Source organism: Flavobacterium sp. Leaf359 (genome assembly GCF_001423985.1).
GTDB classification, from domain to species: Bacteria; Bacteroidota; Bacteroidia; order Flavobacteriales; family Flavobacteriaceae; genus Flavobacterium; species Flavobacterium lindanitolerans.
Genome location: NZ_LMPW01000010.1, coordinates 419,003 through 442,533, shown reverse-complemented (window position 1 = coordinate 442,533; position 23,531 = coordinate 419,003). Strand labels below are relative to the sequence as shown.

At 36.9% G+C, this 23,531-nt stretch carries 24 protein-coding genes; 16 read left to right on the top strand and 8 right to left on the bottom strand.

Translation table 11 applies throughout. The features are described from left to right. Positions 1–118 precede the first annotated feature (118 nt). Positions 119–748 carry a 16S rRNA (guanine(527)-N(7))-methyltransferase RsmG gene (rsmG, locus tag ASG38_RS06235; protein WP_056068472.1) on the bottom strand — a complete coding sequence of 210 codons (630 nt, stop codon included), beginning with the start codon at positions 746–748 and terminating at the stop codon, positions 119–121. Between the two features lie 120 nt (positions 749–868). On the opposite strand from rsmG, the gene ASG38_RS06230 reads away from it, so the two are divergent. From ASG38_RS06230 to ASG38_RS06215, 4 genes are all read left to right on the top strand, one after another. After that, positions 869–1,963: an acyl-CoA desaturase gene (locus tag ASG38_RS06230; protein WP_056068231.1), complete on the top strand. Its 1,095-nt coding sequence runs from the start codon at positions 869–871 to the stop codon at positions 1,961–1,963. Between the two features lie 29 nt (positions 1,964–1,992). Continuing rightward, positions 1,993–3,177 (top strand): pyridoxal phosphate-dependent aminotransferase, encoded by a 1,185-nt coding sequence (locus ASG38_RS06225; protein ID WP_056068229.1) that lies wholly within the window; start codon positions 1,993–1,995, stop codon positions 3,175–3,177. Positions 3,178–3,277: 100 nt separating this feature from the next. Further along, entirely contained in the window at positions 3,278–4,438 is a 1,161-nt protein-coding gene (purT, locus tag ASG38_RS06220) for a formate-dependent phosphoribosylglycinamide formyltransferase (protein ID WP_056068227.1), read from the top strand. Positions 4,439–4,445: 7 nt separating this feature from the next. Then, entirely contained in the window at positions 4,446–4,790 is a 345-nt protein-coding gene (locus ASG38_RS06215) for a DUF6370 family protein (protein ID WP_056068225.1), read from the top strand. Between the two features lie 269 nt (positions 4,791–5,059). Here ASG38_RS06215 and ASG38_RS06210 read toward each other — a convergent pair whose 3' ends face one another. Then, positions 5,060–6,694: a hypothetical protein gene (locus ASG38_RS06210; RefSeq protein WP_056068224.1), complete on the bottom strand. Its 1,635-nt coding sequence runs from the start codon at positions 6,692–6,694 to the stop codon at positions 5,060–5,062. A gap of 128 nt (positions 6,695–6,822) precedes the next feature. On the opposite strand from ASG38_RS06210, the gene ASG38_RS06205 reads away from it, so the two are divergent. The 8 genes from ASG38_RS06205 to fabD all read left to right on the top strand — a co-directional run bounded on the left by ASG38_RS06205 (position 6,823) and on the right by fabD (position 13,297). After that, on the top strand, positions 6,823–7,044 hold the full coding sequence (locus ASG38_RS06205; protein WP_056068468.1) for a (4Fe-4S)-binding protein: 222 nt from the start codon (positions 6,823–6,825) through the stop codon (positions 7,042–7,044). A gap of 129 nt (positions 7,045–7,173) precedes the next feature. Continuing rightward, a complete protein-coding gene (locus ASG38_RS06200) occupies positions 7,174–7,854 on the top strand; it encodes a response regulator transcription factor (protein WP_056068221.1) in 681 nt (226 codons plus the stop codon). Then, the gene (locus ASG38_RS06195) at positions 7,854–9,242 is read left to right on the top strand and encodes a HAMP domain-containing sensor histidine kinase (protein WP_056068219.1); all 1,389 of its coding nucleotides are present in this window, start codon (positions 7,854–7,856) and stop codon (positions 9,240–9,242) included. The genes ASG38_RS06200 and ASG38_RS06195 overlap by 1 nt, the downstream gene beginning before the upstream one ends. Before the next feature lie 77 nt (positions 9,243–9,319). Next, on the top strand, positions 9,320–10,042 hold the full coding sequence (locus ASG38_RS06190) for a hypothetical protein (protein ID WP_056068217.1): 723 nt from the start codon (positions 9,320–9,322) through the stop codon (positions 10,040–10,042). 69 nt (positions 10,043–10,111) lie between these two features. Continuing rightward, positions 10,112–11,038 (top strand): bestrophin family protein, encoded by a 927-nt coding sequence (locus ASG38_RS06185; RefSeq protein ID WP_235498569.1) that lies wholly within the window; start codon positions 10,112–10,114, stop codon positions 11,036–11,038. Positions 11,039–11,167: 129 nt separating this feature from the next. Beyond that, positions 11,168–11,683: a DUF4878 domain-containing protein gene (locus ASG38_RS06180; RefSeq protein WP_056068213.1), complete on the top strand. Its 516-nt coding sequence runs from the start codon at positions 11,168–11,170 to the stop codon at positions 11,681–11,683. Positions 11,684–11,719: 36 nt separating this feature from the next. Beyond that, positions 11,720–12,388, top strand: a complete 669-nt coding sequence (locus ASG38_RS06175; protein WP_056068211.1) for a YiiX/YebB-like N1pC/P60 family cysteine hydrolase — start codon at positions 11,720–11,722, stop codon at positions 12,386–12,388. A gap of 33 nt (positions 12,389–12,421) precedes the next feature. Further along, positions 12,422–13,297: an ACP S-malonyltransferase gene (gene fabD, locus ASG38_RS06170; RefSeq protein WP_056068209.1), complete on the top strand. Its 876-nt coding sequence runs from the start codon at positions 12,422–12,424 to the stop codon at positions 13,295–13,297. A 60-nt stretch (positions 13,298–13,357) separates the two neighbouring features. Here fabD and galE read toward each other — a convergent pair whose 3' ends face one another. Both galE and ASG38_RS06160 read right to left on the bottom strand, forming a co-directional pair. Then, on the bottom strand, positions 13,358–14,374 hold the full coding sequence (gene galE, locus ASG38_RS06165) for a UDP-glucose 4-epimerase GalE (RefSeq protein ID WP_056068207.1): 1,017 nt from the start codon (positions 14,372–14,374) through the stop codon (positions 13,358–13,360). A gap of 68 nt (positions 14,375–14,442) precedes the next feature. Beyond that, positions 14,443–15,573 (bottom strand): DegT/DnrJ/EryC1/StrS aminotransferase family protein, encoded by a 1,131-nt coding sequence (locus ASG38_RS06160; RefSeq protein WP_056068204.1) that lies wholly within the window; start codon positions 15,571–15,573, stop codon positions 14,443–14,445. 99 nt (positions 15,574–15,672) lie between these two features. Here ASG38_RS06160 and ASG38_RS06155 point away from each other — a divergent pair, with 99 nt between their 5' ends. The 4 genes from ASG38_RS06155 (at position 15,673) to ASG38_RS06140 (ending at position 20,090) form a co-directional block, all read left to right on the top strand. Next, positions 15,673–16,899: a 3-deoxy-D-manno-octulosonic acid transferase gene (locus ASG38_RS06155; RefSeq protein ID WP_056068201.1), complete on the top strand. Its 1,227-nt coding sequence runs from the start codon at positions 15,673–15,675 to the stop codon at positions 16,897–16,899. 19 nt (positions 16,900–16,918) lie between these two features. Further along, positions 16,919–17,365, top strand: a complete 447-nt coding sequence (locus ASG38_RS06150; RefSeq protein ID WP_056068200.1) for a GNAT family N-acetyltransferase — start codon at positions 16,919–16,921, stop codon at positions 17,363–17,365. 97 nt (positions 17,366–17,462) lie between these two features. Next, a complete protein-coding gene (locus ASG38_RS06145; RefSeq protein ID WP_056068198.1) occupies positions 17,463–19,604 on the top strand; it encodes a S46 family peptidase in 2,142 nt (713 codons plus the stop codon). A gap of 252 nt (positions 19,605–19,856) precedes the next feature. Further along, positions 19,857–20,090, top strand: a complete 234-nt coding sequence (locus ASG38_RS06140) for a hypothetical protein (protein WP_056068196.1) — start codon at positions 19,857–19,859, stop codon at positions 20,088–20,090. A gap of 220 nt (positions 20,091–20,310) precedes the next feature. Here the strand turns inward: ASG38_RS06140 and ASG38_RS06135 are convergent, their stop codons facing one another. From ASG38_RS06135 to ASG38_RS17385, 4 genes are all read right to left on the bottom strand, one after another. After that, a complete protein-coding gene (locus ASG38_RS06135; RefSeq protein WP_056068195.1) occupies positions 20,311–20,661 on the bottom strand; it encodes a hypothetical protein in 351 nt (116 codons plus the stop codon). A 696-nt stretch (positions 20,662–21,357) separates the two neighbouring features. Beyond that, positions 21,358–21,807 (bottom strand): hypothetical protein, encoded by a 450-nt coding sequence (locus ASG38_RS06130; protein WP_056068193.1) that lies wholly within the window; start codon positions 21,805–21,807, stop codon positions 21,358–21,360. Next, positions 21,797–22,927: an AAA family ATPase gene (locus ASG38_RS06125; protein ID WP_056068191.1), complete on the bottom strand. Its 1,131-nt coding sequence runs from the start codon at positions 22,925–22,927 to the stop codon at positions 21,797–21,799. Before ASG38_RS06125 ends, ASG38_RS06130 begins: the two co-directional genes overlap by 11 nt. A 72-nt stretch (positions 22,928–22,999) precedes the next feature. Then, positions 23,000–23,531 (bottom strand): tyrosine-type recombinase/integrase (locus tag ASG38_RS17385; RefSeq protein WP_157486078.1); only part of this gene is annotated, 532 nt, incomplete at its 5' end.

Genomic DNA, 23,531 nt, shown 5'->3' with positions numbered 1-23,531 from the left:
AAAAAGCCGAATCTGAATTCAGATTCGGCTTTTTACTTTATGCCTTTTCTTAGCGTCATTAACTAATCACTATCCATTGACAACTATCCACTGTCAACTGTAAACTATCCACTACAAACTATCCCTTATACTTTAATGGTAAATGAACCACTTTTTTAGTCTCAAAAAATTCATTATCAAAAAAAGCGGAAATATTATATTCCGTAGCTTTTGGAAAATCTTTTAATTCTTCTGTCAGGTCACCGCCTTTCAGATATAAAATTCCGTTTTTGAGTTCGTGTTTCTGCTGTTTTTTGATTTTTAGCCTTACCCAGCTCACAAAATCGGGCATGTTGGTAACGGCGCGACTAACGATAAAATCAAAATCTCCCTTGACATTTTCTGCACGAATCTGTTCGGCTTTTACATTTTCCAGTTTTAAAGCTTCAGCAACCGCCTGCACCACTTTTATCTTTTTCCCAATAACATCAATCAGGTAAAATTGGGTTTCCGGAAAAAGGATAGCTAACGGAATTCCGGGAAAACCACCGCCTGTTCCTACATCCAGAATAGAAGTCCCCGGCTCAAACTCCTGGATTTTTGCAATTGCCAAAGAATGCAGTATGTGTTTTGTATACAATTCATCAATATCCTTACGTGAAATAACGTTTATTTTTGCATTCCAATCGTGATAAAGTTCCTCTAATTTTTCAAACTGCTGCTTCTGAATATCAGACAGATTAGGGAAATATTTTAGAATTTCTTCCATTTTTAAAATTTTCACAAAAGTAAACATTTTCAGATTGAAATTTTTTAGGTTTTTATCCGTTTACATAAGCAAGAATCTTTACCTTTGAAGACTTTATTTTGATTAATTATAAATTACCATATGAATACCACAATTCCAACGTTTTCCAAAAATGACAGCTTGAAATTTTTTAGGACTCTAAACACTCGCGTCAACAATTATTTCAAGGAAAATAATATCAAAAAAACCGGAAACTGGAAATTGCATCTCAAGGCGATTATCATGTTCAGCCTTTTTCTAACTCCTTATTTCCTGATACTGGCTCTGGACATGCCTTTTTGGCTTATGCTTTTGCTATCCATCGTAATGGGAATCGGAATGGCCGGAGTAGGTATGAATGTGATGCATGATGGAAATCACGGCTCTTATTCCAATAAATCATGGCTTAATAAAATTATGGGAGGCAGTATATACATTCTGGCAGGAAACGTATACAACTGGCAAGTACAGCACAATGTCCTTCACCATACCTATACCAATATCCACGGACATGATGAAGATTTGGATGCCGGAAAAATCATCCGTTTCACACAAGATGCAAAATGGCACAGATTCCACAAATTCCAACACTACTATTCTGTTTTCTTATACGGTTTGCTAACATTCAACTGGGCAATCACAACCGATTTCAGACAGATGAAAAACTACCTCAGAAGAAAACTTTCCTATGGCGAGCCTCAAAGCCCTGTCAAATTATGGACCGTTTTGGTTATCACAAAAATCATCTACATTTCCATATGGCTGGCACTTCCAATGATATTAGGAATTTCCTGGTGGAAAGTTCTTTTAGGATTTCTGGTGATGCATTATACAGCCGGATTGATTTTAAGTATTATTTTCCAGTTGGCACACGTAGTAGAAGAAACAGCTAATCCTGTTCCAAATGACGAAGGAGAAATTGAAAATACCTGGGCTATCCACCAACTGTATACTACAGCCAATTTCGCTCCAAAAAACAAAATCGTTAATTGGTTTACCGGCGGATTAAACCACCAGATAGAACATCATATTTTTCCACATATCAGCCATGTTCATTACGGAAAAATTGCTGAAATCGTAAAACAGACAGCAAAAGAATGCAATCTGCCATACCATGAATTCAAGACCATGCGAGGTGCAGTAGCAGCCCACTTCAGGCACTTGAAAGAATTAGGACAGAATCCAGCAATGGCATAATTGACTAAATTATAAACAATACGTTTTTCATGAATCATTTATCGGATAGAATCAACAGATTATCAACTTCGCAAACCTTGGCAATGGCAGCATTGGCAAGAGAATTAAAAGCCCAGGGAAAAGACATCATCAGCCTGAGCTTAGGTGAGCCTGATTTTAATACGCCTGACTTCATCAAAGAAGCCGCAAAAAAAGCAATTGACGAAAACTACAGCACCTACACGCCTGTAGACGGTTATGCTGAACTGAAAGAAGCGATATGCAGAAAATTTAAAAGAGATAACAATCTTAATTATACACCTGCTAATATTGTCGTGTCAACAGGTGCCAAACAATCGTTATACAACGTTGCCCAAGTAATGCTAAACGACGGTGACGAAGTAATTTTACCTGCTCCTTACTGGGTAAGCTATTACGAAATCATCAAAATGTCGGGTGGTATTCCGGTAGAAGTTCCTACTACCGTAGAAAGTGATTTCAAAATTACGCCGGAACAACTTGAAAAAGCGATTACACCAAAAACAAAAATGATTTGGTACAGTTCGCCATGCAATCCGAGCGGTTCTGTATACAGCCGCGAAGAACTGACTGCATTGGCAAAAGTATTGGAAAAACATCCTGACATTTTTGTAGTAGCCGACGAAATCTACGAACATATTAACTTTTCGGGCACATTTTGTAGCATTGCCTCTATTCCGGGAATGTTTGACAGAACCGTAACTGTGAATGGTGTGGCTAAAGCTTTTGCCATGACCGGATGGAGAATCGGATATATTGGTGCTCCGGAATTTATTGCAAAAGCTTGTACTAAAATGCAGGGACAGGTAACAAGCGGTGCTAATTCAATAGCGCAAAGAGCAACAATCACAGCGGTTGATGCAGATCCTAGCGTATTAAATGACATGGTGGCCGCTTTTAAAAACCGCAGAAATTTAGTAGTAGGACTCATTAAGGAAATTCCGGGCCTAAAGCTAAATGTTCCTGAAGGTGCCTTTTATGTTTTCCCGGACGTTTCTTCCTTTTTTGGAAAAACACTGCGTGGCACTGAAATCAAAAATGCGGACGACTTTTCTATGTATCTTTTAGCAGAAGCCAACGTAGCCACTGTAACCGGTGATGCGTTTGGAAACCCAAACTGCATCCGCTTGTCTTACGCAACCAGCGAAGAACTGCTCACAGAAGCCTTGCGAAGAATCAAAGAAGTTTTAGCTTAAACAAATACGCCCTGAGGAAACTTGGGGCTTTTTATTTTATATTTATCCACAACCCTTTCAGGGCTTTGAACCCTGAAAGGGTTATCAAAAACGATACTAAATGTCAAAAATACTACTACTCGGTTCCGGAGAATTAGGAAAAGAATTTACAATCGCAGCACAACGCATCGGACAAACGGTAATTGCTGTTGACAGCTATGAAAATGCCCCTGCCATGCAGGTTGCTCATGGATTTGAAGTTATCAATATGCTTGACGGAGAAGCATTAGACCGGATTGTAGCCAAACACCAGCCAGATTTTATAGTGCCTGAAATAGAAGCCATCCGCACAGAACGCTTTTATGATTATGAAAAGCAAGGATATACCGTAGTTCCTTCTGCAAAGGCAGCCAACTTCACAATGAACCGAAAAGCCATACGCGATTTGGCAGCCAAGGAACTGGGCCTAAAGACTGCAAATTACCGGTATGCCACTTCTTCCGAACAACTGCACAAAGCCGTTGAAGAAATTGGAATTCCTTGCGTAGTAAAGCCTTTGATGTCATCTTCAGGAAAAGGCCAATCCACCATCAAATCTCCTGAAGACATTGAAAAGGCATGGAACTATGCAGTGGAGGGCTCCAGAGGTGATGTTGTAGAAGTTATAGTGGAGGCTTTTGTAAAATTCAATTCCGAAATCACACTACTCACCATTACTCAAAATAACAATCCAACGCTTTTTTGCGCTCCGATTGGACATAGACAGGAACGTGGCGACTATCAGGAAAGCTGGCAGCCCGCCCGTATTTCAGACAAAGACCTGTTTGAAGCGCAAGACATGGCCGAAAAAGTAACCGAAGCTTTAGGAGGAGCCGGTCTTTTTGGGGTAGAATTTTTCCTGGCAGACGATGGCGTATATTTCTCCGAATTATCTCCAAGACCGCACGACACAGGAATGGTAACTTTGGCAGGAACACAAAATTTCAACGAATTTGAGTTGCATCTGAGAGCTATATTAAGCCTGCCTATTTTTGAAATAAAATTGGAAAAAGCGGGTGCAAGTGCCGTAATTCTCGCTTCCGAAAATTCTTCGAACCCAACTTATGAAGGTATCGAAAAAATTGCCGGACTTGCCAAAACCGACTTTAGGATTTTTGGCAAACCAACCACAAGACCCTATCGTAGAATGGCGGTAGCCCTGACTAATGATTCTCTTGATACTCCAATAGAAGAAGTAGTCGAAAGGGCTAAAAATGCTGCTCAATTAGTAACTGTAAAATAATACACTCATGAAAAACATCATCGCTATTGCTTTCCTGTTCTTATCTTTTACTGTAAGCGCTCAAAACTCCGGCGCTAAACAAACCAATCCAAAAAAGACAGCTCCAAAATCCCAAATAGTGGAAGCATCCTGCGGACAATGCCAGTTTGGAATGAAAGGACACGGCTGTGACCTGGCCGTTCGTATATACGGAAAACCTTATTTTGTAGACGGCAGCGGAATCGATGACCATGGAGATGCGCATGCGAGTGACGGTTTTTGCTCTAAAATCAGAAAAGCAGAAGTTACCGGAGAAGTCAAAAACAATCGTTTTGTAGCAACTTCATTTAAATTGCTTCCTGAGAAAAAATAATTTATAAATTTCATACATACTACTTAGCGGCTCTGCGTCTTTGCGTGAAATAATCTACGCAAAGACACAGAGCCGCTAATGATATGAAGAAGAAATATAGAAAGTAAAATTGTTGTGATTTCTTTTATTCAGCACAAACTTCCCTCAATATTAGAATCTGGGAAATCATTTAATCTGTGGCTGAAAAAATTATTTCTTTTTTTACCTAACACGCCACTAATTGTTTAATCCCTGCATTAAAAAAGCGCCAAAATCAGGCGCTTTTCTTTTTATTTTTTCTTTCCGATGTTCTTGTTTTCAAAACTCGAAACATCAATCACTTCTTCTAAATCAACATCAAAAGAAATTGCGATGGAATCGCCTACAACCGTTACGGGCAGTTCATTTGACAATTGAGATGACCCAACAAAAATATTAGGATAATCTTTCACCGTAAAATAATAAAAACTGTTTCCGTTCTTGACATCGCTGCTGATTCGTGTCACTACAGATTTCAGACTTTTTTTACTGGTTATGCTTTCCGGATTTATACCATTGTCTGCCATATTGTAAACGTTTTTGTAGGCCATCAAGGTTTCACGCATTGTATTTCCTACGCCTACAATAGTATAATCACTTATGGAAACCATCGCAAACATTTTTACAAGACCACCATCATCTTTAAGTGTCATGACATATGTCGGGATGTTATTGATTACATACGGAATGGGCAATGAAGCATGATATCCCTTTTCCTGTACCTTCCCTTCGGCCGAACTCTGTGCCGCATATTCTGTTGCACCGCTTTGCTTATAATAGGTTGTTTCTTTGGTTCGTGTATCTACCAATACAAATCCTACAGTTGATTCTTCTTTACCAACAGACGACAAGCCGGTATACCAATACGATTTATGGTTCTCTCCATAAACCAAAGTCAATCCTTCTGTAGTCTGCAACTTATTTTCATTCGAAAAGTTCCAATAGCCATGAACATATTCGCCCCAATCATTAAGCTGCTCTTCAACAAAACTTATCGGCTGGATTCGGTCAACCCATAAAGGCGTATTGTCAATATTATATTCTTTTATTTCTCCGGTCTGCGCATCAACCGTCAAAACACCGGTAGCATCGTTTCCGGCAAAACCTATCGTTTTTTTGTATTTGGTAACAATCCAATACGGATTTCCGGCATCATCAATTTCAAAATTAAAATCTTCCAATCCGGTTGTAGCATATCCGTTGAAATAAACATGCCTGTCAATTCTTGAACCAAAATAAGCCGATGGCTGGAATTTAATTTTAAGCGGTTTTCCGTTAATATTCTGAATCAGCTTCACATCTCTTTCATTAGTCGCAGAAACCATTACATAACCCGGCGTACCTTTTGAATTGTTATACCATTTGAAAAATCCGGTGTGCAGCAAAGGTGCCACCCAATATAATTCGTCATTTACCTTTTGTATGGTAAACTCCCCTATTTCTGCCTGAGAACCTAATGATGGCTGAGAACCGATAATCTTTTCACCCAAAAGCATGGCAAGCTCTTCATCAACAACCCTAATCTTGTCTAAAGAAATAGGTGCTATATGATTTTTAAGGTCATCACCGTTTTCAACCTTACCTATTAATTTTTGATAAGCGCTACTTCTAAACATCGGGAGTGAAGTTAACAGAGGCACAATCAACAAATACAACATAAGTCCAAAAGACAGGAAAAACAGTATTTTGTTCGTTCGTGAAAAAACATTCAGTTTCCTTGCTTTAGCTGTTACTTCGACTTTTGAAAAAATTATAATCGCCAGAAATATCAGAAATAACAATAGCAGTGGCAAACCCACAAAGCCATAATTAATTACGGGCAATATGTTGTAAAATAAAAAGAATCCGATTAAAAGCAGGATAAAAATCAGAATAGTTTTTTTCATGGTAGTGTTTTATTTGGTTTGCTTAATAAGTCGGTGAACATTAAAAATGTTACATCACTTATGAAGCAGATTTGTAAAGATTTTTTACCTTTATAATACGCTGAATGCAAACACTTAAAAAAAACGTCATGGAAGACAAGAAAGAATATTCAAATGGAGAGGTAACTGTGGTTTGGCAAGCTGAAAAATGCATTCATTCAGCCAATTGCGTTAAAAACAACCCGCAGGTATTTCAGCCTAAAATGAGACCCTGGATTAATATTGAAGGTTCATCAAGTGATAAAATTATCGAAACAGTAAAAAAATGCCCTTCAGGAGCTTTAAGTTTTTATCAAAATAATCAGTCATAATTCGACATACTTGATTATATATGTCTGTTTTCTTATAATTTTCGCAAAAACAACGATTGAATTTTACGTTTTACAAAATTTTAACATTTCAATCTCTACTTTTGTTTTTGAGCACCAAACCCCTATTCTATGAAGCTACTCATTGTTGAAGACGAGCCTAATCTTTTGTCGATTATCCGAAAAGGACTTTCCGAAAAAAACAATGAAGTCAGTGTTGCTCTTGACGGCACTACTGCTCTGGAAATGATACAGAATCATAATTTTGATGTGATTGTCATGGATATTATGTTGCCGGATATTAACGGAATAGAGATTTGCAGACGGCTTAGGGCTTCTAAAAATTTTGTGCCTATTCTCTTATTAACCGCGTTGGGAACCACAGAAAACATTGTTACCGGATTGAATGCCGGCGCTGATGATTACCTGGCCAAACCTTTCAAATTTTCAGAACTGGAAGCCCGCATAGGTGCTTTGGCAAGAAGGTCAAACCAGGACCATAAGCCTAATGATAAAATTCAGATAGATGATTTGGAAATCGATTCACGTTCAAAAACCGTCAAACGCAATGGTGAAATAATACAACTCACAGCCAAAGAGTTCAAATTATTATATTATCTGGCAAAAAATACGGAAATCATCCTTTCCCGCGAAAAGATTCTGGATAATGTATGGGACATTAATTTTGACATGAATACGAATGTCGTTGATGTTTACATCAATTATCTGAGAAACAAAATAGACAAACCTTACCAAAATAAATTAATCCACACCATCAAGGGTCTTGGATATGTTATAAAATCACAATCCTGATGCAGATACGAAAAAAAATTACCGCCACTTATATTGCGCTCTCCTGCTTTAGCACCTTGCTTTTGAGCGTTTTGGTTTTTTTTCTGTTCAAGCAGAATAATGAATATTATTTTTTGAAAAGACTTCAGGACAGGGCAAAAATTGCTTCTTCAATCTATTATCAAAACGACCTCCGCAAGACGCGCTATTTTCAGGAATTCAAAAAAGAAGGACTTGAAGAGCTGGTGGAAGAAAAAGACTTCGTACTAAAAGTAAACGGAGAAAATACTTTTGAATATAATACAGACCTGCATCTTCCTCCTGAGTTTTATGCCAATGTAATGAAAACCGGCTCCAGCTGGATTGAAGAAAATTACAGCTATTATTACGGTCAGATTTTTAAGGAATCCGGACAAAAATATATGGTAATCGTTACGGCTAAAGACCGAAGAGGATATACCAGCGCTATCTATATGATACAGATTTTAGTGTTGGGAGGAGCCGGATTTCTGGTTTTGGCTTTCTTTTTCGGAAGACTTCTGGCAAGACGGGTTATTGACCCAATGGCAAGGATTACCAAAGAAGTTAAAAGAATCAGCGCTTCCAATCTTCACAACAGATTAGCAGACGCAGAAGGAAATGACGAGATTTCCGACCTTGCAAAAACCTTTAATGATATGTTGGACCGTCTGGAAACTTCTTTCGAAATACAGGCCAACTTTATCAACAATGCATCACACGAATTAAAAACACCAATCACCACAATTATAGCCGAAACCGAAATCATGCTCTTAAAAGAAAGAGAAGTTGAAGAATATGTAGGCTCATTAGAAAATATAAACCGCCAGGCTACAAAACTGGGGAACTTAACCGAAAGTCTGCTGAAATTGACCCAAACCGGATATGACGGAACCAAGCAGGTTTTGGATATTGCCAGAATCGACGAGCTCCTTTTGGAAGCAAAAGCTTCAATCGACACTTTATTTCCGGACAACCGTGTCAACATCAAGCTGAACGCCATTCCGGAAGACGAATCCTTGCTGACTATTCCCTGCAACAGGCCATTGCTGGAACTGGCACTGAATAATATTATTTCAAATGGCGTAAAATATTCAGACAATGACGAGGTTTTTGTGACACTTTCTGCCGACAAGTCCAAAATTAAAATTGCGATTACCGATATAGGAATTGGAATTCCACCTGAAGATATTCCTTATCTGTATGAGCCTTTCTTCCGCGGAAAAATTGCATCCAAATATAACGGTTATGGTTTAGGACTGCCTTTGGCAATGAAAATCATCCGGATGCACAACGGAGAGCTGCATATTCAATCTGAAACCGGAAAAGGTACCGTTGTAAACATTACCTTCCACAAAACCAACATTAGAAATTCTAATCTGAAATCTTAGGAAATTCTAATTTTAATCTAAGTCCGTTCTAATTTTGTCCCACTTATTTTGTATGTATAATCAAAACCGATATACATATGAAAAATCTATTAATACCATCAACATTAGAAAAGGACACTATTAATGCCATTAAAGTTGCCATCCAACAGTCAAAAGGAAAAAGCTGTACCATATACTTAGCTTTGGTTAGTGAGATTCCGGACACTTACTCCTCTGCCGCATTTTTAAGAAACATTAAAAGCGACATGAGTGTTTCGCAAAAAAGCATTTTGCATAGTTGCCGCGAACTGGTTGCCGCTTCACAAAACTGCTCTCTAAAAATCCACAATCAATACGGAATTTCTGCTCCGGTAATGAAAAACCTGATGGAGCATCTTAACATTGAATTGACAATACTGACTCCTTCTTATAAAAACACCGAAAGAAGAATCCACAATCAGTTCCTGCAGATTCTTGCCAATTGCAAATGCCCGATACTCCACCTTAGTCCAAACTTCGAAGAACAGGATTTGAGCAAAGCCCTGTATTTGGAACAGACAAAATCAAAACTGCATGTAGAAGACCTGCAGGAACTTGTTCAAAATCATTTTGATTTCAGAATTGTGAGCCAGGCTACCATTTTTAATGACCAAAAGCCCGAAGAAATTCAACCCTTGCTCACTGAGGCCATTACAAAAAACAACATCAATGTTTTAATAGAAACAAGAAAACCTAAAAAAATCAAGCTGAAAAATAAAAATTTCAGCATCAATGAAAGCTTCGGATTGCCTGTATTGTCCTTATATGAGGAAATTGTCTAAATACGGAAGCCATGGAAAAATTATTAAAAAACAAAACATATTTATATGCTACTAAAAAAGAAAATACCAATGAAATATGTACTGGGAAAAATCAAAATCGAGCTTTTCTTAGTCATCCTATACGTTATCTCCTTTGAAATTTTCCTTTATTATTACGGGACAAACGCTATAAACATTCCAATTGCAATCCCAACAATTATAGGAACCATCATATCGCTTCTGCTGGCTTTTAAATCCAACCAGGCATATGACCGCTGGTGGGAAGCACGAATCATTTGGGGTGCTATCGTAAACGACTCCAGAACATTAATCAGACAGGTTATTGCTTTCTATAAGGACCCGGATTTTTCTGTGGAAGCTAATGATTTCAAAGAAAATTTTGCAAAAAGACAGGCTGCCTGGTGTTACAGCCTTAGCCAGTCATTGCGAGGAAAAGACCCTTTAAAAGCAGTAAAGCAAATTTTAAGTGACGAAGATTTCAAATATATTAAAAAGCACAAGCACGTTCCTAATGCAATATTACTGTTGCATTCCAAAGACCTGAAAAAAGCTAACGAACAAGGAAAAATAAACACTTACCAGCAAGTAGAGATTGACAATACGCTGACAAGATTATGTGATTCTATGGGAAAGTGTGAAAGAATCAAAAATACAATTTTTCCGACAACCTATAGCATGTACATCCGTTTCACGTTGTGCCTTTTTATTATCCTTTTGCCTTTTGGGCTTACGGATTTATTAGGCTGGCTACAGATTCCGTTGGTAACAACCATTGGTGCGGCATTTTTCCTGATTGAAAAGATGGCTATCCATCTGCAGGATCCGTTTGAGAACCGACCAACAGATACGCCAATGACTGCTATTTCAAGTACAATCGAAAAGAACCTGGTTCAGATGGTAAATGAATTCCGTGACGAATTTGAAACTCCGGCCAAAAAACCCGAAGTTGAACTCCATCATATACAACCTGTTAAAAATTCGTATTTTGTACTGTAGTTTAATCCCTTTTTCTAAACCGGCCTTCCATTAAGGCCGGTTTTTAGTTTATACAGAAACATTTTATACTCTCTTTATTTGTTATATCTGAAAAAATTTTACTTTTACATAAATCTAACAAAACAATTTATGAAGACAAACACTTTCAGAAGCATTGCTGGCAAAGCATTCTTAATCTTAGGATTTTTATCCTTCACTTTTTTTGTTTCATGTTCTAACGACAGCAATCCTGAGGCGGTAGCAGAGAAATTCTTAAACCACATCAACAAAGGAGAGTTTAAGGAAGCAAAAGAATATTGTGATGAGCAAACTGCTTCATTAATCGGAATGATGGAATCTATGGCTGGCGCTAAAAAAGACGAGCTAAAAAAGAACGACGCAAAAGTTGAAATTATTTCTTCTGAAGTTAAAGACGATAAGGCTACAGTAAAATACAAAACTGTTGGAGGAAAAGCAGAAGCTGCTGCTGAGCAAACTCTTAACCTTGTGAAAGTTGACGGAAAATGGAAAGTAACTATCGACAAAGAAAACGCTAACAAAGAAGGAGCTAAAGCTCCAGGTGCTGATATGGAAGCTACTGATTCTTTGGCAGCCCCTGCTGATGAACCAGTTGTTCCTGCTGATTCAACAGAAACAGCAGAATAATCTAACAAACCCTAACATTTAAAAAAGCATTGCCTAATGAAGAAATTTATCTTTTATACGGCAATGCTTTTTGTTTTAGGAATTATTGCCTACAAACTTTTCTTTTATTTTGATAAAAAATCAGAACAGAAGGCCATCCTAAAAAATGAAGCCATAACCCGACTTTCGGAAGATGAACTTTCAAAAATCGAGGAAGGCGATTTTATACTCCGCAGAGGCTTTGGCTTTTTTAGCGATTATATTTCCAAAGAGCTCAATTCAGGCCCTATTGACGTAACACATGCGGGCATTATCATAAAGAGGAATGACTCACTCTATGTCGTACATTCTTTATCCTCAGATGTGACAGACGTTGACGGATTACAGCTACAACCGCTTAAAGAGTTCCTTAAATATTCTTTCCCAAACAAAATCATCGTAACACGTGCCAAAAATTGCGACAAAAAAATGGGAGCGCAAATTTCACAACTGGCTCAAAAATATCTGGCCATGCATATTCCGTTTGACCACAAAGGAGATTTTGACGATGATACAAAATTTTTCTGTACCGAAATGATTTGGAAAATTTTGGAAAAAGACCTGCATAGCGTCACCCTGCCTACCGAAGCTGCGGCACGAAAAAAATTCTTTTTTTCTATGACTCCGATGTATGATACCCAATATTTCGACATTAAGATAAATCAATACGATATTAAGAATAAATAGTATTTTTGCGACAATAAACAAAACCGAGAACAAATGAAGGCATACGTATTTCCAGGTCAGGGAGCCCAATTCACAGGAATGGGAAAAGACCTATACGAACAATCAGAACTAGCAAAAGAATTATTCGAAAGAGCCAATGCTATTTTAGGCTTTCGAATCACAGATATTATGTTTGAAGGAACAGCTGAACAGCTGAAAGAAACAAAAGTAACGCAACCTGCCGTTTTCCTCCACTCTGTTATCCTTGCCAAAACATTAGGTAATGATTTCAAACCGGAAATGGTAGCCGGTCACTCTTTAGGTGAATTTTCTGCCCTGGTTGCCAATGGTACCCTATCATTCGAAGACGGACTAAAATTGGTTTCACAAAGAGCCATGGCCATGCAAAAAGCCTGCGAAATTACTCCTTCTACCATGGCAGCAGTTTTAGGTTTAGAAGACCATATTGTTGAGGAAGTTTGTGCTTCTATTGACGGCATTGTAGTGGCTGCTAACTATAACTGTCCGGGACAGCTTGTAATTTCAGGTGAGACGACAGCGGTTGAAAAAGCCTGTGAAGCCATGAAAGCTGCCGGAGCAAAACGTGCCTTGATTCTTCCGGTTGGCGGTGCTTTCCACTCTCCAATGATGGAACCTGCCAGAGAAGAATTGGCTGCTGCTATCGAAAATACTGTTTTTTCCCAACCTATATGTCCGGTATACCAAAATGTGCCTGCAAGTGCAGTTTCTGACCCAATTGAGATTAAGAAGAATCTTATCACACAATTGACAGCTCCTGTAAAATGGACACAGTCTGTACAGCAAATGATTAAAGATGGTGCCACTTCTTTTACAGAAGTAGGACCTGGAAAAGTACTGATTGGATTGGTTAACAAAATTGACAAAGAAGCAGCTACTTTCTCTGCTTAATCTATTACACAGTATAAAAAAATCCCGCATTTTAAATGCGGGATTTTTTTTATTATTTATTTAGCTTCTGATTTTCTTTTCCCATTTCCAGGCACTTTCGATAGCTTCGTCCAATGTCGATTGTGCTTTCCAACCCAACACAGAATTTGCTTTTTGGGTATCTGCATAAGCTTCTATGATATCGCCCTCACGCCTTCCTACCAGCTTATATGGTAACTTTTGCCCGCTTACTCTTTCAAAAGACCTGATAACCTCTAAAACGCTGCTGCCTTTACCTGTTCCTACATTAAAAACCTCAACAGCCGTCTCATTTTTTTTGTCAATCAATCGTTTCAGGGCAACAACATGGGCTTTAGCCAAATCTACAACATGAATATAGTCACGGATGCATGTCCCATCAGGCGTAGGATAATCTGATCCAAAAACCGAAAGTTCCTTTCTCATTCCTATACCCGTCTGAGTAATAAAAGGTACCAGATTTTGTGGCACTCCAATAGGAAGTTCTCCTATTTCTGCTGAAGGATGGGCACCAATAGGATTAAAATAGCGTAATAGGATTGCCTTTATGCTTGATATTTTAGCCACGTCCTGAATTATTTCTTCTCCAATCTGTTTTGTGTTTCCATAAGGAGAAGTTGCCGGCTGTACTGACGCATTTTCTGTTATCGGCATTTTTTCCGCTTGTCCATAAACCGTACAGGAAGAGCTGAAAATAAAACTTGTTTCTGTCTTCAACTGCAATTCCTGTAATATATAAACAAGGGCACTGATATTGTTTTCATAATACAGTAACGGATTTTCAATACTTTCACCAACCGCTTTTGAGGCTGCAAAATGGATAACCCCCGCTATATCATTGTATTTTTCAAAAAAGGCCCTTACGGCTTCTTTTTCTCTCAAATCAAGATTTTCAAAAATCGGCTTTTGGCCGGTAATCGCCTCAATTCCATGCAGAACCTTTTCTTCTGCATTTGAAAGATTATCAATAATTACGACTTCAAAACCTTCGTTCTGCAATTCGACAACTGTATGCGAGCCAATGAAACCTAAACCTCCTGTTACTAATATTTTTTTCAATTTATTTACTCTTTTGATAGACGATGGAAAAATTAAAAAGGTCTTGTCGTTTTTGTAAAATTCTTATACTATGCCAAGAATTCCAAAATAGAATCTGTGATAAACTTAATCTGCTCGTCATCCAGTTCTGTATGCATTGGCAATGAAATTACTTCCTGCACCAATTGGTTTGTAATCGGGAAATCTTCTTCCTTATAACGTGGGTCAAGATAGGCTTTCTGACTGTGCAACGGAATTGGGTAGTAAATGGCACATGGAATACCCTTATCCAATAAATGCTGCATTAAAGCATTTCGGTCTGCATCCAATATTCTTAAAGTATATTGGTGGAAAACATGTGAATCTCTTTCACCTGCAATATAAGGTGTAACTATTTTGTCATGATTTGCCAAAGCCTGGCTGTATTTCTGGGCAGCAAGCTGTCTTGCCGCATTATATTCATCCAAAAGCGGAAGTTTTGCATTTAAAACCGCTGCCTGTATGCTATCCAAACGGGAATTTACCCCAACAACATCGTGGTGATAGCGCACATACATACCGTGGTTTACTATGCCTCGCAGCTTGTGAGCCAAATCGTCATCATTGGTAAAAATAGCTCCACCGTCACCATAACATCCTAAATTTTTGGAAGGGAAAAAGGAAGTTGAAGCCACATGACCTATCACACCTACTTTTTCTTTTTTGCCATCAAAATATTTGTAGTTTGCTCCAATTGCCTGAGCATTATCTTCAATCACATACAAATTATGTTCTTTTGCCAACTGCATGATGGCCTCCATATTGGCTGCCTGTCCAAAAAGGTGAACCGGGACAATAGCTTTGGTTTTTGGCGTAATGGCTTTTTTTATCGCCTCGACAGAAATATTAAAAGTATCTATTTCAACATCTACCAAAACCGGAGTCAGTTGCAAAAGTGCAATTACTTCTACTGTTGCCGCAAAAGTAAAATCTGCCGTGATAACCTCATCGCCTGGTTTTAAATCCAGCGCCATCATGGCAATCTGCAAAGCATCAGTTCCATTAGCACATGGAATCACGTGTTTTGCTCCCAGATATTCTTCAAGATTTTTTTGGAATTTGTGAACTTCAGGCCCGTTAATATAGGTATTGGTATCGAGAACTTCCTGAATAGAATTGTTTACTGTTTCCTTTATATTTTCATATTGACCTTTAAGGTCAACCATTTGGATTTTTTTCATCTAAATTAAATTTAAAACAAGCAAAACTACTAATAAAATGACGGACGACCAATGAAATTTCTCGAAACTAGCGTATTTTAGCAATTCAAAATCAGGCGTATGTTTTTTCTTTATAATCTGTTGGTAATCATCGCGGGATATGCCCTGAAGGCAATCGCATTTTTCAATCCGAAAATGAAGCTTTTTGTAAATGGCAGAAAAAATGTTTTCAGGACTTTAGGCAACAAAATCCAGGCAACAGACAAAACCATCTGGTTTCATTCGGCTTCGCTTGGCGAATTTGAGCAGGGACTTCCTGTTATGGAAAAAATCCGCGGCCTGTATCCGGAACATAAAATCGTACTGACCTTTTTTTCGCCTTCGGGATATGAAGTCAGGAAAAACTCAACTGCAGCAGATGTAATCGTATACCTTCCGTTGGACACGAAAAAAAATGCTGCTGAATTTCTAAGGCTGGTCCATCCTGAAATGGCATTTTTTATCAAATATGAATACTGGCCGAATTATTTAAAGGAATTAAAGGAACAGAACATTCCAACCTATCTCTTCTCCGGTATTTTCAGAAAAGACCAGATTTTCTTTAAATGGTATGGCGGTTTTTACAGAAAAGCCCTGACTGCTTTCAAGATGTTTTTTGTACAGAATGAAAGTTCCAAATTATTATTACAACAAATTGGTTTCCAAAATGTAAAAATAAGCGGCGACACCCGTTTTGACCGGGTATTAAAAATCCTGAACAGAGACAACTCTTTAGATTTTGTAGAAAAATTCAAAGACGGCAAACTGACTGTCGTTTGTGGAAGTACCTGGCCAAAAGACGAAACCCAATTGGTTAATTTTATAAACACCAATCCTTTTGGCGTCAAATTTATCATTGCTCCTCATAATGTAAAACCCGAACAGATTAGCGAACTGAAAAACAGCATTTCAAAAAAGACTATACTGTTTTCTGAACTAAAGAATAAAACCCTGGCAGATTATGATGTTTTTATTATTGATACGATTGGCATCCTGACAAAAATCTACAGTTATGCAGACATTGCTTATGTAGGAGGCGGTTTTGGATCCTCCGGTTTGCATAATATTTTAGAGCCCGCCACTTTTGGTATACCTATCGTGATAGGCCCAAATTATCAGAAATTTTCTGAAGCCGTTGCCTTGGTAGGAATGGGCGGCTGCATTTCGGTAAAAAGCAAAAAAGAACTGGAAGAAACCCTTTCCTTCTTAATCCAAAACGAAGACGAACGCTCTGAAAAAGGGCATATTGCCAGCACTTTTGTCCAGATGAATAAAAACGCCACAGAAATAATCCTGAAGAATTTGTAAAACTACAATCCAAAAAAACATGACAACTTTCAGACCTATACAAACTTCAGACATTGATACCATCGTACCCATGATGCAGGAATTTTACAGCATCGACAATTACCCTATTGATATAGCTATTTCCAAAGCCTTATTTTTGGAATTCATAGAAAATCCGCACCTGGGAAAAGCCTGGCTGATTTATTCCGATGAAGAAATAGTAGGCTATATAATACTGACATTTGTTTTTAGCTTTGAATACAAAGGAACTATCGCTTTTTTGGATGAATTATACATTTCGGATAAAGCACGTGGCAAAGGGATAGGCAAAAAGGCATTGGACTTCATCCATCAGGAAGCCCTTTCACTGTCACTTAAAATCATCTATCTCGAAATAGAGAATCACAACGAGATTGCCCAGAAATTATACCTCTCCAAAGATTTTGTGGTTCATAACCGAAGCCTCATGAAACTGACGCTAAAATAGCTTCCTAATAACACTTAAAAATTTCAGAAACCGTTAAATAGTTCGGTTTTGGAGCAAAAAATTGTAAATTGCGACCTCTAAACTTCAATTTTTACCTATGAAATTTTTAAGACTTATTGTCCTTTTACTGGTTCTTCCTGCCTATTCGCAGCAAGGCGGAATGTGGATTCCATCACTTTTAAAAGGGATGAATGAAACAGAAATGAAAAATCTGGGAATGAAAATGTCGGCTTCAGACATTTATGACGTAAACAAATCGAGCCTTAAAGATGCAGTACCTCAATTTAACGGTGGCTGTACTTCCGAAGTTATCTCTCCAAAAGGATTACTTCTTACCAACCATCACTGTGGCTTTGGCGAAATCCAATCTCACTCCACTGTAGACCATGATTATTTGACAGATGGTTTCTGGGCCATGAGTCTGGAAGAAGAACTTCCAAATCCGGACCTGGAGGTGACTTTTATCGTAAAAATTGAGGACGTAACAGCCAAAATTTTAGATGGAGTTGCAGCTATTTCTTCAGAAGCTGATAAACAGAAAAAAATTCAGGAAAACATCGCTTCCCTGACAAAGTCTTCTCCAAAGGAAGCCTGGCAGGAAAACCGTATCCGTACTTTTTATGAAGGAAACCAATACATCCTTTTTGTAGTTGAAAGCTACAAAGACGTGCGTTTGGTTGGTGCTCCGCCATCATCTATCGGAAAATTCGGTTCCGATACAGACAACTGGGTATGGCCAAGACACACAGGAGATTTCTCTTTGTTCAGAATTTATGCAGACAAAAACAATCGTCCGGCGGCCTATTCAAAAGACAATGTGCCTTATACCCCGAAACACTATCTTCCGGTTTCTATAAAAGGTGTAGAAGAAAATGATTTTACACTTGTATTCGGATATCCGGGCAGAACCACAGAATATCTTCCATCTGTTGCTGTAGAACAGATTGTAAACGAATTAAATCCTGCTAAAATTGAAATCAGAGACAAAGCCTTAAAAGTGGCCGACGGCTTTATGAGAAAAGATAAGGCAATCAAAATCCAATATGCTTCCAAATATGCCAGCATTGCCAACTATTGGAAAAAATGGATTGGCGAAACCCAGGGCTTGAAAAAATCAAATGCCATTGAAGCAAAAAAGAAATTTGAAAAAGACTTTCTTGAAAAAGTAAACAAAGCCGGAAAACAGGCTGAATATGGAAATCTGTTTACAGACTTTGAAAAGAATTATAAAGAAATTGCTCCGTATGCTTTAAGCAGAGACTATTTTACTGAGGTCGTTTTAAGAAATACGGAAATGTTAACTATAGGCTACCGTCTTTACCAATTGGAACAGATATACAATAACAGAGGTGAACAATCCTTTAAAGACAGAAAAGAAGCAACCATCAAAGCTTTGGAAGAAACTTATAAAGATTTCAACGCTACTGTAGACGAAAAAGTTTTTGAACAGTTAATCGAATTGTATGCTACCAAAGTACCAAAGCAATTCTTGCCTGCCAGCATGAAAAATTCAGATTATAAAAAACTGACCGACAAAATTTACGACCAGTCAAAACTGACAACATACAAAGGCCTGAAAGAATTATTGAGCGGCGATACGAAAAGTGTCCTGGCTAAGATTAATGCAGACAAAGGTTATCAGTTTGTAAAATCGATGGCAGATGTTTACCTAAAAGAGGTGGCTCCAAAATATGACGAAATCAATCTTAGGATTGCGGCATTACAAAGAACCTACATGAAAGGCATTTTAGAGTTAAGTCCTAAAGAAGCAAGAATTTTCCCGGATGCTAACAGCACCTTAAGAGTAACCTATGGAAAAGTAAAAGGCTATTCCCCAAGCGATGCAGTTACCTATAACCATACTACCTATCTTGATGGTGTAATGGAAAAATATATTCCCGGCGATTATGAATTTGACGTACCTGCCAAACTGATTGACCTTTATAATAAAAAAGATTACGGACAATATGGCAAAAACGGGAAGATGCCGGTTTGTTTTATTGGAACCAACCACACCACAGGAGGAAATTCAGGAAGCCCGGCTATAGATGCTAAAGGAAATCTTATCGGATTAAACTTTGACCGTGTATGGGAAGGAACAATGAGTGATATTTACTATGACCCTGCTATTTGCAGAAATATTATGGTCGATATGAGATATGTGCTTTTTATCATTGACAAATTTGCGGGAGCAAAACACCTGATCAATGAAATGAAGGTTGTTGGAGGAAAGAAATAATTGATAATTTACGCCCTGTTTTTTTAAAGATTGACGAAAAATAGGGCTACAAGTTTGAAAATTTAATAGAATGGAACTCCTGTTACAGTTTTTAACAAGCATTGAATGACAAAGAGCCCATTTAAAGCCTTGTAATTCAAGGAATTTATTTCAAAAAAAAATCTTTAAAAAAAATCACAATAAATATTTTAAGATATTAAAAAATTTATATCTTTGCTCCGAATTAATAATTAACCTTTATAATTTAGTAAGATGAAAAAAGTTGTATTAAGCTTAGCATTAGTTGCTACTATGGCATTTGTTTCTTGCAAAGAAACTGAAAAACCAGCTGAAGAGGCTGCTGTTGAAGCTACAGAAGTTGAGGCTACTCAAGCTGTTGAAAACGCTGAAGTAAACGCTGAAGCTACTGTTGATAGCACTAAAGTTGCTGAAGAAGCTAAAGTTGAAGCTGCTAAAGCTGAAACTGCTGCTCCTGCTAAACAATAATTAGCACACAGTAAAAAAAATAACCCTGCTTTTAGCAGGGTTTTTTTATGCCATATAGTTAAATAGCTATGAGGAAGTTTATAACAGACAGGCATTATTCTACATCTATATTATCCAGAAACTTTGCGGCTCTGCGTCTTTGCGAGCAATTATTTCACGCAAAGGCGCAGAGCCGCAAACAAGAAAACACAAACTTACTGGTTTCCGTTAATCATTTAAATTAAGGCAAATCTGCAAAAATATCGGCTCCGGTAAAATCCAACACCTCGGCTTTAGGCACATACAAAGCCACTTCGGCTATTCCTTTTGCCAAACGTAATTCTGTATTGAATTTCCGGCTAACCGCATAAATTTTACTGTCTATAATTAGCTTATAGAAATACTTGCCACTGGAGGCCTTAAATTTCAAACAGAGCGCTGTTTCTGCCTTTGCCTTGATAATTTCAATATCGCTCTCGCAATCCATTTTCAATTCATACGTCATACTGGTAAAGACAATCTTACCTTTTCGCGAAGTATAAACAAATTTGTAGTGATCTTCATCTTTTTTACTGATAACGAATGCGCCCATATAAAATCCAAAATAGTTAAAGACAAAAAGCCTCTCAATAGAGAGGCTTTTTCATTAATTGATTATTCCTTAATGATAGTAGTCCAAATGTAAGAATAAATATGAGTCTTCACAAGAAGACATTAATAATTGAAAGGCTAAAATTACAAACATCTTGAATGCCAACACTAAAGAAACATTGCATATTTTAAAACAATTCTTCACATTAACCTTCAAAGACTCCTTGCCAAGCTGTTTTATAAGAATTACCATGTTTTTATCTCATACAACCTAAAAACGGTTTTTTGGAAACAGGGTGTCGGAATTCAGCCATATAAACAGGAATTAGGTTGGGGTAATACGCAGCAATTCCTGGTTGAAAAGTCAGGCAATGAAGATCTTTTAACAAAGATTAAGCCTGGAACCAGATTGAAGCTAAGCAATGGCAAAATCCTGACTGTTGAATATATTACGGATATGAAAATAGACCAGTGGTTAAGGATCGGATTAACTGAAGTCGTTTCAGGTCTTGCAGACATAGCAGGATTTCCAAACTATATCACAATCCTATAAAATAGAAAAGCACCATTTAGGTGCTTTTTTTATTTTCACGTGAAATTTTTTTCCGGCGCTTCCGGATCCGGAGCAGCTGCAGATTTTTTTCACGTGAAAATTTAAACCGGTTTCCAGGATATCAGCTGAAAATTCCCGTGAATTTTATTTTGGTTTATGGATCATTTTTTTATTTGTGCAAACTTCTAAACTTTTCCCATATTTATCCCTAAAAATTATCTTCTTTTTTTGCACATCACCCGATTCTTTAGGTACATATCCATTAGCAACAAGAAATCCAAATGTTTTATTTTTAGGGATTTTTAATATATGTGAATTCATATATTCTATTGTTGTAATAATTTGATCAAAACCATGGTCGCCATTTTTACCTTTCAATTCTACAAAATAAAAATCCTCATTTGATTCTCTTATAAAACCCCAATCACATTTAATTGAATTTTGAGTATTAATTATTTTACCGTCAATTTCGAAACAAATAAAACTTTCTTTACTTAATATTGTAAAATTAATTCCGTTTTGAGTTACTGATTTTTTATTACTACAATAAATTTTATTATTTTCTACAAAATTTTGGATGTCTTTATTCATCATATCTTATGTCGAGTAAATTGTCGAATTCATTTGAAATAACACTTGATACTTCATCTATTGCATTACTATCTATACACTTATATTCTTCGTCCTTAATAGATTTTACAGTTCCATTCACAACTTCATACACGGAAATATTTTTGAAATCAATCCATCTAGAAATAGGTACAATTTTAGAAATATCATCAATTCTATCTGGATTTTCGTCATAGGTATTATTTGCCAATAACAGAGTATTAAGACATGATAATATATATGGGCTATGTGTAGTTAAAATCAAATTATGAAAATCTCCATTAATTCGTTCTACAATATAATCAATAAGTATTTTTTGTTTTGATGGAAAAAGATTTAATTCAGGTTCTTCTATTAAAAATGTTTTTATACTTTTTGATTTAATTTCATGGTCAAATGTTAGGAGTAAAGGAACTAAAGATTGGATTCCACTAGACATTTTGCTAAGTTCATATAACTTATTATCGATTAATATCTTGTCAATATCTTTTTCCGTTTTGAATTCAAAACCAAATTTATTATATATAATACTTTTATTTTTTGATTTTGCTATATCAAAATTTGCCGCAAAATCCTTGAAATAATTCGGGAAGCTAACATTATTTGCCCATAAACCTGTAACAGATGTACCCACAATTGATAATAATATTCTTTCTGCAGGGAAATAAGAAGTTTTACTAAATGCGTTTAAATTTAAACTTGGAATTGATTTGAAAAGATCAATATTATTTTTTATAAAATCGTTATTGATACTTTTCCGAATAAATTCCTTTTTACTATATCCCTTCTCACCTATATACTTTATTTTACCGTTTAAGATTTCAATTTTATATTTTGAGCTTTGATAAATAATTTCACTTTCTTTATAATCAAAATCAATATTAAGATATTCAAGTTGCTCTTTGAAATTAAGGTTTAATGTTTGTTTTAATTCCCCATTAACAACTTTAAAATTAACACTAAAAATACTTTCTCTAAGGATAGTTATAAGCTTTGCTAGCACACTTTTTCCAGTTGAAGTATCTCCAATAAAAACAACATATTTTGTCAGGTCAAGTTCTGCTTCTTTAATAGGTCCAAAATTCCTGACTATTAATTTTTCCATAAGGAGTTTTTTAATATTGTAAAAGTAGTAAAAAAAATAAGTAAGTTTTTTTCTGATTTAAAATACTTCAGACTAGAATTCCAAAGTATATAAATCTGTATAATCTTTCGGAATCATACCACCGATATCACGAAGATAATTTCTAGTGGTTTCCGGATCCTGGTGTCCGATTATAGGCATTACTTTCAAAACGGATTCATGGTCATTAAAACCTTTCCTTACATAAGAAAAATACAAGTCAAGTGCTGCGCTATGCCTGAAGGAATACAGACCATAATCCTTCCCAAAACCCAATACACGTTTTACCTTTTTGAACCGGTTCCCAAAATGGTCTACCTTGCTTTTTTCCTTTGCTTCCCAAATTTCTATCTCTCCGGTATTTGTAAAGATATGTGCTTCTTCAGGAAATGCCGCCAGGTTCTTATTGGCAAACATCCTGCAGATCGGGTCGATCATCTTTTTAATTGCCTGCGTATCCCCTTTGGTATCTGCATAAAGGAAACCCTGTTCCAGGTGGATATCCTTAACGCGAAGCCTGATAATTTCCGATTCGCGCAAAAAGGTATAGATAATAAGCATTACGAACTCGTAGAGCTTCTTATCG